At 68.6% G+C, this 13,123-nt stretch carries 13 protein-coding genes; 7 read left to right on the forward strand and 6 right to left on the reverse strand.

Annotated elements, in window-relative coordinates:
- Window positions 1–5 precede the first annotated feature (5 nt).
- From gyrB to dnaA, 6 genes are all read right to left on the reverse strand, one after another.
- Window positions 6–1,949 carry a DNA topoisomerase (ATP-hydrolyzing) subunit B gene (gene gyrB, locus AB0J42_RS13220; RefSeq protein ID WP_364292722.1) on the reverse strand — a complete coding sequence of 648 codons (1,944 nt, stop codon included), beginning with the start codon at window positions 1,947–1,949 and terminating at the stop codon, window positions 6–8.
- Window positions 1,950–2,286: 337 nt separating this feature from the next.
- The gene (locus AB0J42_RS13225) at window positions 2,287–2,808 is read right to left on the reverse strand and encodes a DciA family protein (protein WP_364292725.1); all 522 of its coding nucleotides are present in this window, start codon (window positions 2,806–2,808) and stop codon (window positions 2,287–2,289) included.
- The gene (gene recF, locus AB0J42_RS13230; protein WP_364292728.1) at window positions 2,798–4,030 is read right to left on the reverse strand and encodes a DNA replication/repair protein RecF; all 1,233 of its coding nucleotides are present in this window, start codon (window positions 4,028–4,030) and stop codon (window positions 2,798–2,800) included. The genes AB0J42_RS13225 and recF overlap by 11 nt, the downstream gene beginning before the upstream one ends.
- Before the next feature lie 62 nt (window positions 4,031–4,092).
- The gene (gnd, locus tag AB0J42_RS13235; RefSeq protein ID WP_364293341.1) at window positions 4,093–5,076 is read right to left on the reverse strand and encodes a phosphogluconate dehydrogenase (NAD(+)-dependent, decarboxylating); all 984 of its coding nucleotides are present in this window, start codon (window positions 5,074–5,076) and stop codon (window positions 4,093–4,095) included.
- A 17-nt stretch (window positions 5,077–5,093) separates the two neighbouring features.
- Window positions 5,094–6,233, reverse strand: a complete 1,140-nt coding sequence (gene dnaN, locus AB0J42_RS13240) for a DNA polymerase III subunit beta (RefSeq protein WP_364292731.1) — start codon at window positions 6,231–6,233, stop codon at window positions 5,094–5,096.
- A 523-nt stretch (window positions 6,234–6,756) separates the two neighbouring features.
- Window positions 6,757–8,352 carry a chromosomal replication initiator protein DnaA gene (dnaA, locus tag AB0J42_RS13245; RefSeq protein WP_364292734.1) on the reverse strand — a complete coding sequence of 532 codons (1,596 nt, stop codon included), beginning with the start codon at window positions 8,350–8,352 and terminating at the stop codon, window positions 6,757–6,759.
- A 444-nt stretch (window positions 8,353–8,796) separates the two neighbouring features.
- Here dnaA and rpmH point away from each other — a divergent pair, with 444 nt between their 5' ends.
- From rpmH to AB0J42_RS13280, 7 genes are all read left to right on the forward strand, one after another.
- Window positions 8,797–8,934 (forward strand): 50S ribosomal protein L34, encoded by a 138-nt coding sequence (gene rpmH, locus AB0J42_RS13250; RefSeq protein WP_043614899.1) that lies wholly within the window; start codon window positions 8,797–8,799, stop codon window positions 8,932–8,934.
- 61 nt (window positions 8,935–8,995) lie between these two features.
- The gene (rnpA, locus tag AB0J42_RS13255) at window positions 8,996–9,358 is read left to right on the forward strand and encodes a ribonuclease P protein component (protein ID WP_364292737.1); all 363 of its coding nucleotides are present in this window, start codon (window positions 8,996–8,998) and stop codon (window positions 9,356–9,358) included.
- A complete protein-coding gene (gene yidD, locus AB0J42_RS13260; RefSeq protein WP_364292740.1) occupies window positions 9,355–9,633 on the forward strand; it encodes a membrane protein insertion efficiency factor YidD in 279 nt (92 codons plus the stop codon). Before rnpA ends, yidD begins: the two co-directional genes overlap by 4 nt.
- A gap of 4 nt (window positions 9,634–9,637) precedes the next feature.
- Window positions 9,638–10,585, forward strand: a complete 948-nt coding sequence (gene yidC / locus AB0J42_RS13265) for a membrane protein insertase YidC (RefSeq protein ID WP_364292743.1) — start codon at window positions 9,638–9,640, stop codon at window positions 10,583–10,585.
- A 23-nt stretch (window positions 10,586–10,608) separates the two neighbouring features.
- On the forward strand, window positions 10,609–11,097 hold the full coding sequence (locus AB0J42_RS13270) for a R3H domain-containing nucleic acid-binding protein (RefSeq protein ID WP_364292746.1): 489 nt from the start codon (window positions 10,609–10,611) through the stop codon (window positions 11,095–11,097).
- Window positions 11,098–11,354: 257 nt separating this feature from the next.
- Complete coding sequence (rsmG, locus tag AB0J42_RS13275) at window positions 11,355–12,026, forward strand: 16S rRNA (guanine(527)-N(7))-methyltransferase RsmG (RefSeq protein ID WP_364292749.1); 672 nt, start codon at window positions 11,355–11,357, stop codon at window positions 12,024–12,026.
- A 145-nt stretch (window positions 12,027–12,171) separates the two neighbouring features.
- On the forward strand, window positions 12,172–13,095 hold the full coding sequence (locus tag AB0J42_RS13280; RefSeq protein WP_364292752.1) for a ParA family protein: 924 nt from the start codon (window positions 12,172–12,174) through the stop codon (window positions 13,093–13,095).
- Window positions 13,096–13,123 lie beyond the last annotated feature (28 nt).

Below are 13,123 nucleotides of genomic sequence, written 5' to 3' on the forward strand. Positions count from 1 at the left end.
GCCGCTCAGACGTCGAGGAAGCGGACGTCGCGCGCGTTGCGGATGATGAAGTCGCGGCGCGCCTCCACGTCCTCGCCCATGAGCACGCTGAACAGGTCGTCGGCCTGGGCGGCGTCGTCGAGGGTGACCAGGCGCAGCAGCCGGGTCTCGGGGTTCATCGTGGTCTCCCAGAGCTGGGCGGCGTTCATCTCGCCGAGACCCTTGAACCGCTGGACGTTGTCGCGCGGGCGCGGGTCGGGCTTGCCGGCCTCTATGCCCGCCTGGATGACGGCGTCGCGCTCGGCGTCGGAGTAGGCGTACGAGGCGTCCTCGCCCTTGCGGTCCCACTTGATCTTGTAGAGCGGCGGGCAGGACAGGTAGACGTGGCCCGCCTCGATGAGCGGCCGCATGAACCTGAACAGCAGCGTCAGCAGCAGGGTGTTGATGTGCTGCCCGTCGACGTCGGCGTCGGCCATCAGGATGACCTTGTGGTAGCGCAGCCTGGCGATGTCGAAGTCGTCGTGCACGCCGGTGCCGAGCGCGGTGATGAGCGCCTGAACCTCGTTGTTCTTCAGGACCTTGTCGATCCGCGCCTTCTCGACGTTGAGGATCTTGCCGCGGATGGGCAGGATCGCCTGGTAGCGCGAGTCGCGGCCACCCTTGGCCGAGCCGCCCGCCGAGTCGCCCTCGACGATGAACAGCTCGCACTTCTCCGGGTCGTTCCACTGGCAGTCGGCCAGCTTGCCGGGCAGCCCGCTGCCGGACTCCAGCAGCGACTTGCGGCGCGTCAGGTCGCGGGCCTGACGGGCGGCCATCCGGGCGCGCGAGGCCTGGAGGCACTTGTTGATGATGTCCTTGGCCTCGCCCGGGTTGCGCTCGAACCAGTCGCGCAGGTGGTCGTTGCAGGCCTTCTGCACGAACGACTTGGCCTCGGTGTTGCCGAGCTTGGTCTTCGTCTGGCCCTCGAACTGCGGGTCGGACAGCTTGACCGAGATGATCGCGGTCAGGCCCTCGCGGACGTCCTCACCCGACAGGTTCTCGTCCTTGCCCTCCTTGAGGAACTTCTGCTCGCGCGCGTAGCGGTTGACGATGGACGTCAGCGCGGCGCGGAAGCCCTCCTCGTGGGTGCCGCCCTCGGCGGTGTTGATCGTGTTGGCGAAGGTGTAGACCGACTCCGCGTAGGAGTTGTTCCACTGCATCGCGATCTCGACCGCTATGCCGTCGCCCTCGGTCTCGAAGGAGATGATCGACGCGTGCGCCGGCTCCTTCTTGTCGTTGAGGTGCTTGACGAAGTCGGCCAGGCCGCCCTCGTAGTGGTACTCGACGCGGTGCGGCTCGCCGTTGATGTAGTCGGGCCGCTCGTCGACGAAGGTGATCGACAGGCCCTTGTTGAGGAAGGCCATCTCCTGGAACCGGCGCGAGAGCGTCTCGAAGTTCCACGTGGTGGTCTCGAAGATCTCCGGGTCGGGCCAGAACGTGACGCTGGTGCCGGTCTCGTCGGTCGGCTCGCCCCTGGTCAGGGGAGCGGTCGGCTTCGACTTGTCGAAGTTGATGCGCCAGTAGTAGCCGTTCTGCTTGATCTCCACCTCCATGCGGGTGGAGAGCGCGTTGACGACGGCCGAGCCGACGCCGTGCAGACCGCCGGAGACGGCGTAGGCCTGGCTGTCGAACTTGCCGCCGGCGTGCAGGGTCGTCAGCACGACCTCGACCGCCGAGCGGTTCTCCGCCGGGTGTATGCCGGTCGGGATACCACGGCCGTTGTCGACCACCCGTACGCCGTTGTCGGCGAGCAGCGTGACTTCGATCTTGTCGGCGTAGCCGGCGAGGGCCTCGTCGACCGCGTTGTCGACGATCTCCTGGACGAGGTGGTGCAGGCCGCGCTCGCCGGTCGAACCGATATACATACCCGGGCGCTTGCGGACTGCCTCAAGCCCCTCGAGTACGGTGATTGAGCTAGCGTCGTAGGACAACTGCGTAATCCTCCTGCCGCGGACACGCGGCGGGGACCTGGAATGAGAAAAGCTGCCCCTGCCGTGCCCGTCACCGTCGTGAGTGCCCCGATGCGCGGTCACCCAGGGGAGTCGGCTTGCCTGCCGGGGTGACACGCAAGCGGACGTGTCCGGAATCCGCTTTCATTCTACCGGGTTCGGCGGCCGAAGGTGGCATTGAACGCGCCTGTGATGCTCTCTGGCCCGTTTTCCCCCCGGATGAACATCCCCCCTTGCGTTGGGGGGGTCAGCGCGTCTGTGAGCCCTCTGATCGCCCAGCAGCGTGAGCCCCGCCTGCTGTGGATCTCGGCGGGCGAAACTAGCCGTAGGTGTCGCGCGGCCCCCGGCTTCCGGTCACCCGCAACCCGCCCGCCGGCCGCGGCGCATTCATCGGGCCGCGGACCTTCACCCGGGTCACGGTGTTGTCGCCGAGCTCCTCGTTGAGCCGTCGTACGAGGGTGCGCGCGAGCAGCCTGACCTGCGTGGCCCAGGCCGTGGAGTCGGCCACGACCAGCACCTCGCCGTCGGTGAACGACTCGGGCTTGGTGTGGGCGGCCAGGTCGGGACCGACGATGTCGGCCCAGCGGCCGAACACCCCGCCCACGGCCGCGGACTGCTCCCAGCCCCGGGCCGCCAGCAGGTCGGCGATGGCCTGGCCGAACAGCTGCGGGTCGCCGGCCTCCCGGCGCGGGCCGGACGCCCTGCGCCGGGGCTCGCGCGGCAGCCGGCCCCGCCTGGCCGCGTCGGCCTTGGCCTGGGCGAGCTTCTCCCTGGCCAGGGCGGCGCCCCTGGCGTTGGCGTCGTGGTTCGCGGTGTGATCGGCAGGGTGATCAGCTGACACGGCTCACGCTCCCTTCGGCGACTCGGAACCTGGCTCCGGACAGCTCGGGCGGCACGTCGTCGTCCACAGCCGCGGTGATGAGCACCTGCTCGGCCGGGGCGACGATCTCGGCGAGGCGGCGCCGGCGCTGGGTGTCGAGCTCGGCGAAGACGTCGTCGAGGATCAGCACCGGGTCGTCGCCGTCGGCGCGCAGCAGGTCGTAGGCGGCCAGCCGCAGGGCGAGCGCGAACGACCAGGACTCGCCGTGGCTGGCGTAGCCCCGCGCGGGCAGCTCGCCGAGGCTGAGGACGAGGTCGTCGCGGTGCGGGCCGGCGAGCGTCACACCGCGTTCGAGCTCGGCGGGACGCACCTCAAGCAGCCGCTCGCGGAACCGCTCTTCGAGAGTTATCCCCAGGTCTGTGGATAACGTCTGCGCATCGGAAGATCCGCTCCTACCGGGGGTTTCACCCTCCGCGTCATCCACACCTGTGGACAACGTGCTGCGATAACTCAGCGTCGCGGCGCCGCTCGACGGAGCCAGCGCGGCGTACGCCCCGGCGACCAGCGGGCGGAGCTCCTCGATCAGCTCCAGGCGGCCGCGCAGCAACTCGGCGCCGTGGCGGGCCAGCTGGGCGTCCCACACCTCCAGGGTGCTCAGCACGTCGCCGGCGCCCGCCGCGGCGAACGCGGCCTCGCTCTCGGCTCTGCGGCCCCGCCTGGCGCCTCTGCGGGCCTGCGCGGCCGTACGCAGGAGCGCGCCGCGCTGCTTCAGCACCCGGTCGTAGTCGGCTCGTACACCCGCGAACCGGGGCGCCCGCGAGACCAGCAGGTCGTCGAGGAAGCGGCGGCGCTCCGACGGGTCGCCCTTGATCATGGCGAGGTCTTCCGGGGCGAACAGGACCGTGCGCAGCAGCCCGACGACGTCGCGGGCGCGGGGGACGGGGGAGCGGTTGAGCCGGGCGCGGTTGGCCCGGCCCGGGTTGATCTCCAGCTCCACCAGGGCGCGCCGGTCGCCTCTCTGGACGGCGCAGCGGACGACGGCCCGCGAGGCGCCGTGGCGCACCAGCGGCGCGTCGCTCGCCACCCGGTGACTGGAGTGGGTCGCCACGTAGCCGAGCGCCTCGACCAGGTTGGTCTTGCCCTGGCCGTTGGGGCCCACGAGGGCCGTGGCGCCCGGCTCCAGGCCGAGCTCCACAGACTCGTAGGACCGGAAGTCGGTCAGCGAAAGGTGGGCGACATGCACGTCACGAAGGTTAGCCCGCCCCGCCGACCGCTGCGGTCACCGGCGCACAGCCTGTGGAAAACTCACGACCGCTCGCCGTCGCGGGGCGGGGGCAGCACGTCCGCGCCCGGCGAGTCGACGCCCTTGGCCGTCGAGCCCTCGGTGGAGGTGATCTCGTGGCCGCCGAACTGGTTGCGCAGCGCGGCCACCACCTTCATCGCCGGGGAGTCGTCCTGCCGGGAGGAGAACCGGGCGAACAGCGCGGCGGTGATCACCGGCAGCGGCACCTGGTGGTCGACGGCCGCCTGCACCGTCCACCGGCCCTCGCCGGAGTCCTGTGCGTAACCGCGCAGGTGCTCCAGGTGCTCGTCGTCGTCGAGCGCCCGCACCATCAGGTCGAGCAGCCAGGAGCGGATCACGGTGCCGGTGCGCCAGCTGCTGAAGCAGCCCCGCACGTCCTTGACGACGTCGGAGGCCTCGAGCAGCTCCCAGCCTTCGGCGAAGGCCTGCATCATGCCGTACTCGATGCCGTTGTGGACCATCTTCGCGAAGTGGCCGGCGCCCACGTCGCCGGCGTGCACGAAGCCGTCCTCGCCCTCGGGCTTGAGCGTCTCGAAGATCGGCATGAGCCGTTCGACGTGGGCCTTCTCGCCGCCGCACATGAGCGCGTAGCCGTTGTCCAGCCCCCAGACGCCGCCGCTGACGCCGCAGTCGACGAAGCCGACGCCCTTGCGCGCCAGTTCCTCGGCGTGCCGCTGGTCGTCCACATAGTGCGCGTTGCCGCCGTCGACGACCAGGTCGCCTTCGGACAGCAGCTCGCCGAGGTCGTCGACCACCTGCTGCGTGGGCGCGCCGGCGGGCACCATCACCCAGACCACGCGGGGTGCTCGCAGCCTTTCGACCAGCTCCTTCAGGCTTGCGACGTCGCTGGCCGAGGGGTCGCGGTCGAATCCGACCACGTCGTGACCGCCGCGGCGCAGCCGCTCGGCCATGTTGCCGCCCATCCTGCCGAGTCCCACCATGCCGATCTGCATGCTGCGCCACCTACCCCCTGGTCGGGCTTTGATGATTCCGTCCTGATTATTCAGCTTGACAGGCGGATGGGCATGATCAGGTAGCGGTAGTCGGGAGTGCCGTCTTCGTCCACAGGCTTGCCGCCGGTGAGGATGGCGGGCTTGGTCGAGGTGGTCATCTGCAGGCGGGCCACGTCGGAGTCGATGGCGCCCAGCCCTTCCAGCAGGAACTGGTGGTTGAAGGCGATGTTCATCTCCTCGCCCTCGTAGTCCACAGGCAGCGCCTCGACGGCCTGGGCCTCGTCGCCGCTGCCGGCCTCCAGCACGACCTCGCCGCTCCGGAACGCCAGCCGGACCGGGGTGTTGCGCTCGGCGACCAGGGCCACCCGCTTGACCGCCTCCACGAACGGGCCTGTGGACAAGTCGGCGCGGGCGGAGAACTCGGTCGGCAGCAGCGAGCGGTACTTGGGGAACTCGGGGTCGAGCAGGCGCGTGGTGGTGCGCCGGCCCGCGCTGGAGAAGCCGATCATGCCCTCGCCGGTGCCGCCCGCCGAGCTGAGCGCGATCTCCACCTCGGCGCCGGTCGCCCCCAGGGCCTTGGCCGTGTCGGCCAGGGTCTTGCCGGGGATCATCGCGACGGCGGAGAAGTCGGGCTGGCCCGGCTGCCACTTCAGCTCGCGCACGGCCAGGCGGTAGCGGTCGGTCGCGGCCAGGGTGACGGTGTCGCCGTCGATCTCCATCCGCACACCGGTGAGCATCGGCAGCGTGTCGTCGCGCCCGGCGGCGACGGCCACCTGGCTGACGGCGGAGGCGAAGACGTCGCTGCCCACCCGCCCGGCCGCGGGCGGCATGTCGGGGAGCGTCGGGTAGTCCTCCACAGGCATGGTGAGGAGGGTGAACCGGGCGCTGCCGCACGTCACGACCGCCTTGGCGCCCTCCACCACGAAGTCCACAGGCTGTGCGGGGAGCGAGCGGGTGATCTCGGCGAGCAGCTTGCCCGAGACCAGGACGACGCCGGGCTCACCGGTGTGGAGTTCGAGCGTCACCTCCGCCGAGACCTCGTAGTCGAAGCCGGACAGCTTCAGCTGCTGCTCCTCGGTCACCTCCAGGCGCATGCCGGCCAGGACGGGCACGGACGGACGGGCGGGGAGACTGCGCGCCGTCCATGCCACCGCCTCAGCGAGGACGTCTCGCTCGATTCGGAACATCACGGTGATCAGCCTCCTGGTTCGTCGTTGCTTTGCAAGTGTCTCGCCTCCCGCACGCGCGGACCGAGAGAACCCCTCTATGGGTCTTGAGTTTCTTCTTAAGAGATAGGTGGAGTCATCACAGTAGGGGCGGTGGATACTGTGGACAACCGGCGTCTTCGCAGCTCAGCCCCCCGATTTTCATCCACCGGGGGTGTGGGTGACGCCTGGGGGTAACTTCGCCGCCTGGGGACGGAGCATCTTCACCCACAGGCCGTCCCCAGATCATGGGGTCTTCGTCCACCGGTCATCCACCGGGTTTCCACCGGTTATCCACGGGGTAAACGTGTGTTCTTCTCGCCTCTCGGAGACTGTTCACAGGGCGTCCCCAAGTCATCCACCGGTCGTCCCCAGGTTCTCTACAGGATGTCCCCATGGTTATCCCCAGGCCTTGTGCGGAAGATTTCGGGGCATAGACGGGCGTACGAACGGGCTCTCAGCGCGTTTTCCCTGGTCCACAGTGTTATCCACAGGCTGTGTATGACGGTCAAGATCCACGGGACGTCTGCTTGATCCGCATTGTCAGCTCATTGACCTGGTTGTACATCGAGCGGCGCTCCGCGATGAGCGACCGGATCTTGCGCTCGGCGTGCATCACGGTCGTGTGGTCACGGCCGCCGAACTGCTGCCCGATCTTCGGCAGCGACAGCTCCGTCAGCTCCCGCGCCAGGTACATCGCGATCTGCCGCGCGTTCACCAGCGCCCTGCTGCGCGAGCTGCCGCACAGGTCGTCGACGCTGATGCCGAAGTACTCCGCCGTCTTCGCCATGATCGTCGCGATCGTGATCTCCGGCCCCGACTCGGAGGTGATCAGATCCTTCAGCACCACCTCGGCCAGCTGGAGATCCACACCCTGCCGGTTGAGGCTGGCGAACGCGGTGACCCTGATCAGCGCCCCCTCCAGCTCGCGGATGTTGGTGGAGATCCGGCTGGCGATGTACTCCAGCACCTCGGGCGGCGCCGCCAGGCCCTCCTGTATGGCCTTCTTCCGCAGAATCGCGATCCGCGTCTCCAGCTCGGGCGGCTGCACGTCGGTGATCAGGCCCCACTCGAACCGGTTGCGCAGCCGGTCCTCCAGCGTGATCAGCTGCTTCGGCGCCCGGTCACTGGAGATCACGATCTGCTTGTTGGCGTTGTGGAGCGTGTTGAAGGTGTGGAAGAACTCCTCCTGCGTCTGCTCCTTGCCCTCCAGGAACTGGATGTCGTCCACAAGCAGGATGTCGATCGCGCGGTAGCGGCCCCGGAAACCGTCGGCCTTGTGGTCGCGGATGCTGTTGATGAAGTCGTTGGTGAACTCCTCGGAGCTCACGTACCGCACCCGGGCGCCGTCGTACAGGCTCTGCGCGTAATGCCCGATCGCGTGGAGCAGGTGCGTCTTCCCCAGCCCCGAGTCTCCGTAGATGAACAGCGGGTTGTACGCCTTGGCGGGCGACTCGGCGACGGCCACGGCGGCGGCGTGCGCGAACCGGTTGCTGGCCCCGATGACAAAGGTCTCGAACGTGTACTTCTGGTTCAGCCGGGCCGGCTCGCTGGGCTTGCTGCTCTTGGCCTCCCACCGGTTCGGCGCCGGTTCCGGCGCCTTCTCCACAGGGGGTGTGTACGAGGGAGCCTGGTCGAACGAGCCCTGGTCGAAGGTGAACGAAGGCTGTGGATAATCGGTGGACGGCTGGCCCGGCTCCGACTGCGGAGAGTAGAACTGCGGCGGCTCGGAAGCCTGGAAATGCTGGGGATTCGTGCCCTGTGGAAAACGCGGCTGGGCATCCCCACCCTGGGGATAACCGTTACCCCCAGGCTGGGGATTGTGGTCCTGCTTGGGCTGCTCGGGGGCGGTGGTGTCGATCATCACGGCCAGCCGCATGGCGCGGCCCAGCTCCTGGGAGAGCGCGTGGGTCACCAGCGGGCGCAGCTTGCCCTCGATGAGGTCCTTCAGGAAGTCGTTGGGGACGCCGAGCACGATCGTGTCGTCCGCGAGGGCGATGGGGCGCACCATCCCGAGCCAGGTGCGCTGCTGAATGGGCACGTTCTCGTTGAGAAAGTTGCCCAAAGCCCTGGCCCATACCGCGCCGAGGTCGACATTGGTCATCGCGCGACTCCCCCTCCTTCCTTCTCGCGGCCCCCCGCGATAGTTATCCACAAACAGAGGGTCGCCACGTCGCGGGCAACCCTGTCGTCCACAGCCTCGCGCCTGAGCGGAACACCCGCGGCCTCCACAGAAGATCCACAGGTTGTACACAGCCTTCTAGCGGGTCTGGAAGGGCCGACAGTATCTATGTGCACAGCCGGGTTCAAGGCGTTGTCCACAGCCTAGTGGTACCTGAGTGCACAACATGTGGACGCGTGCGACCGGTGGAAAACCGGCCTGTGGATTCGTGGATGACGGTCTCCGGTTTGACCTCGGGCGCCTCTGACCCGTAACGTACGACGGTCGGCTTGTCACGCGTCGGCTATTTCGCGTGCCCTCGCGCCACGACAAGCCAGCCCTGTGTGTTCAGCGCCTCGTGCGCACCTTCAAGCCTGGAGCCCACTCGTGAGCAAGCGTACTTTCCAGCCGAACAACCGTCGCCGCGCGAAGACCCACGGCTTCCGGCTGCGGATGCGCACCCGGGCCGGTCGTGCCATCCTCGCCGCCCGCCGCCGCAAGGGTCGCGAGAAGCTGTCGGCCTGAGCGTTCCGCGCCCGACCTTCCGCCCGCCGGCGACCTCCGCCGGCGGGCGATAGGCGTATCCGTGCTTTCCCGGCAATCCCGCATGCGGCGGGGCGAAGACTTCCAGAAGGCGATCAGGCGCGGTAAACGCGCCGGACGCCCCACTCTGGTGGTGCATTTCGCCGTTTCCGGGGAAGAGACGCCTCTGGTGGGCTTCGTGGTGAGCCGGGCCGTGGGAGGCGCGGTCGTGCGCAACAAGGTCAAGCGGCGGCTTCGACACCTGATGCGCGAGCGTCTAGACCGGCTTCCGAGAGGTAGCCTGCTTGTGGTACGCGCCAACCCCCCGGCCGCGTCAGCGCGATACGAGCACCTCGCCGCCGAGCTCGACTCCACCCTGGACCGAGTGCTCAGGCGGCACGAGTCCGCGACGGATAGGCAGAGATGACGGAGCAACCGCAAGGGACGCCGAGCCTCGCCGCTCGGGTGCTGATCGTCCCCATCCGGTTCTACCGGGCGTTCATCAGCCCCATGCTCGGTCCACGCTGCCGCTTCTACCCGTCGTGCAGCGCGTACGGGCTGGAGGCGATCGCCGTACACGGGGCACTGCGCGGCACATGGTTGACTGTCCGGCGCATCGGGCGGTGCCACCCATTCCACCCCGGAGGTATTGACCCGGTGCCCCCACGCCCGGTTCGGTCTCACGAATTGCAAGGGAGATAGCTCGGTGGAGCTGTCCTGGCTGAACTGGCTCTATGAAGCCGTAGCCTTCGTCATCACCTGGATCCATACGGGATACGCCACCTTCCTGAACCCGGACAGTGGTCTGACGTGGGCGTTGACCATCATCACGCTGACCGTGCTGATGAGGATCTGCATCTTCCCGCTCTTCCTCAAGCAGATGCGCTCGTCGAAGAAGATGCAGGAACTCGCCCCCAAGGTCGCCGAGATCCGCAAGCGTTACAAGAACGACAAACAGCGGATGAACCAGGAGGTCATGGCGCTCTACCAGGGGGCGGGCGCGAACCCCCTCGGCGGCTGCCTCCCCGTCCTGGCGCAGTTCCCGATCTTCATCGGCATGTTCACCGTGCTGAACGCGATGGCCAGCGGCCAGCCGAAGTTCGGCATGACGCAGGAACTGGTCGACAGCGCCGGCGCGGCCCACATCTTCGGCGCGCCGCTGCCCGCCTACTTCTTCATGTCCGAGGCGGACATGGTGGCGCTCAACGCGAACCCGATCCAGACCCGGGTCGTGATGGGCGTCTTCGTCGCGCTCAGCTCGCTGACCACGTTCCTCACCGTCCGGCAGAGCGTCACCCGCTCGATGGCGCAGATGCCCGACAACCCGATGGCCCAGCAGCAGAAGATCCTCATGTGGATCTCGCCGCTGTTCGCGTTCTTCAGCCTGAACTTCCCGCTCGGCCTGATCCTCTACTGGGTGACCACCAACCTGTGGACGCTCGGCCAGCAGCACTGGTTCTACAGCCGGCACCCGGCGCCGCAGTTCGACGCCAAGGGCAACGTCATCCCGGTCAAGCCCAAGCCGACGCTGGTTCAGCGGGTGCGCGGGACGACTCCGGAAGAAGAGGCCCCCGCCCCGCCTCCGCAGCCTAAGATCGTCAGGAACCAGCCCGTCCGCCAGAGCCGCAGCAAGCGCACCGGCAGCAAGAAGTAGTGAACACGAAGGAGAGGCCGGCCATGACCGAGGCCGAGCAGGACAAGGCTCCTGATCTCAGCGCGCTGGAGCAGGAGGGCGAGATCGCGGCCGACTACATCGAAGGCCTTCTCGACATCGCCGACATCGACGGCGATATCGACATGGACGTCGAGGGCGACCGCGCCCTGGTCTCCGTCGTCGGCATCAAGAGCACCGAGCTGGTCGGCCCGCACGGCGAGGTGCTGGAAGCCCTCCAGGAGCTCACCCGCCTGGCCGTCCACAGGCAGACGGGGGAGCGGTCGCGCCTCATGCTCGACATCGCCGGCTACCGGGAGCGCCGCCGCACCGAGCTCACCAAGCTGGGTGCCGAGGTCGCCAGCGAGGTGCAGGAGCGCGGCGAACCCCGGGCGCTGGAGCCGATGACCCCCTTCGAGCGCAAGATCGTTCACGATGCGGTGGCAGCCGCCGGCCTCGTCAGCGAGTCCGAAGGCGAGGAGCCCAACCGCTACGTCGTGGTCATGCCCGCCTGACCACCTCCCAGACCTCCCGGCCGCCGGCGCCTTCGGGCCCGGCGGCCGGTCGCGTTCCCGGCGTTTTCTCCCGTACGAACGAGCGCGCTTTTATCCACAGCTTTATCCACAGCACCCACGCCCATCTGCACTTCCGCATTGTGGAAAAGTCGGCGCGGCGCGCTCTGAGGTGCTGTTCACGCGGGGCCGATAGTCTTCAGTCCTGGTCCGCCCGCCTAGCCTAGAAACCGTCACCCGTGAGAAAGGGTCCCCAAGTAGTGAGCGACGAACTGCCGCCTCCGCCGGACATCGCGCGGGAGGTGTTCGCGGGCGAAGCCTGGGATCAGGCCCGGCAGTTCGCCGGACTGCTCGCCGGTCCGGGGGTGGTGCGCGGCCTGCTCGGCCCGCGCGAGGTGCCGCGGATCTGGGACCGTCACCTGCTCAACTGCGCGGTCGTCGCCGAGGCCGTGCCGCGGGACGTCCACCTGGTCGACATCGGCTCCGGGGCCGGACTGCCCGGGCTGGTGCTGGCGATCGTCCGGCCGGATCTCACCATCACCCTGCTGGAACCGCTGCTCCGCCGTACGGTCTTCCTGGAGGAGTGCGTCGCGGAGCTCAAGCTCGACAACGTCGAGGTGCTGCGCGGCCGCGCCGAGGAGCTGAAGGGCAAGCGCGTGTTCGACGTCGCCAGCGCCCGGGCCGTCGCGCCGCTCGACCGGCTGCTCACCTGGGCGATGCCGCTGCTCCGCGAGGGCGGCGAGCTGTTCGCCATGAAGGGGGAGCGGGCCGCCGAAGAGCTCGCCGAGGCCGAGGCGCGACTCAAGGCCGTCGGCGCCCGTACGGCCGAGCTTGTGACCGTGGGGCGCGGTAAGGTCGAGCCGCCTGCAACACTGGTGCGGGTCGTAGCTGGTCGCGCGCCGGAGCAGAAAAGGCGGCGACGGAGGAGGTGACGGCATGCCAGTCGCGCAGAGCGGTCTCGGCTGGCCCGACAGGCCTCCGCCCGAGAATCCCAGGGGGGTTGGCTGGCCCGAAACGGGCAGGTCGCGACAGCGAACCCCCGTCACCGGTACGCCACGGGTTGAAAGGATGGCCATCGTGACCCAGACCCCCCTGAACCCAGGTGATTCGCCGTTGGTACGAGAGGCGCTCAACTCAGTGGTTTCACGTGAAACACCGGCTGCGCAGCCACCGCTTCAGACGGGTGACGTCCCCGGCGACCTGAACGACGCCTGGCCCAAGCCGCCCAAGACCCGCGTGATCGCGGTGGCCAACCAGAAGGGTGGCGTCGGCAAGACCACCACGTCGGTGAACATCGCGGCGGCGCTCTCCATGAAGGGGGAGCGGGTGCTGGTGGTCGACCTGGACCCGCAGGGCAACGCGTCCACCGCGCTGGCCACCGAGCACCGCGGCGACGTTCCGGACGTCTACCAGGTGCTGGTCGACGACCTGCCGATGGCCGAGATCGTCAAGCAGGTCCCCGACATGCCGAACCTCTACTGCGCCCCCGCCACCATCGACCTGGCCGGCGCCGAGATCGAGCTCGTCTCCCTGGTGGCCCGGGAAGCCCGCCTCCGCCGGGCGCTGGCCGCCTACGACGCGGTCGACTTCGACTACATCATCATCGACTGCCCGCCGTCGCTCGGCCTGCTCACGGTCAACGCCCTGGTGGCGGCCGACGAGGTCATGATCCCGATCCAGTGCGAGTACTACGCGCTGGAAGGCCTCGGCCAGCTCCTCAGGAACATCGACCTCATCAAGGCCCACCTCAACCCGACGCTCCGGCTCTCCACGATCGTCCTCACCATGTACGACGGCCGCACCCGGCTCGCGTCGCAGGTGGCGGAGGAGGTCCGGGCCCACTTCGGCGACACCGTGCTCAAGACCGTCATCCCGCGCAGCGTCCGCCTTTCGGAGGCGCCCAGCTACGGGCAGTCGGTCATGACGTACGACCCGGGCTCCAGCGGCGCGATGGCCTACATGGACGCCGCCCGCGAAATCGCGCACCGCGCCCTGGTCTAACGGCCGGTCACCGCTGCGTGCGGCACCG

Origin of the sequence: Nonomuraea sp. NPDC049649 (genome assembly GCF_040675175.1) — a bacterium.
Classification (GTDB): Bacteria; Actinomycetota; Actinomycetes; order Streptosporangiales; family Streptosporangiaceae; genus Nonomuraea.

Bases quoted from the DNA above. Each gene is read 5' to 3' on its own strand.
- yidD (WP_364292740.1), top strand. From the start codon at position 9,355: ATGACGGAGCAACCGCAAGGGACGCCGAGCCTCGCCGCTCGGGTGCTG.
- dnaA (WP_364292734.1), bottom strand. From the start codon at position 8,352: ATGACCAATGTCGACCTCGGCGCGGTATGGGCCAGGGCTTTGGGCAAC.
- AB0J42_RS13270 (WP_364292746.1), top strand. From the start codon at position 10,609: ATGACCGAGGCCGAGCAGGACAAGGCTCCTGATCTCAGCGCGCTGGAG.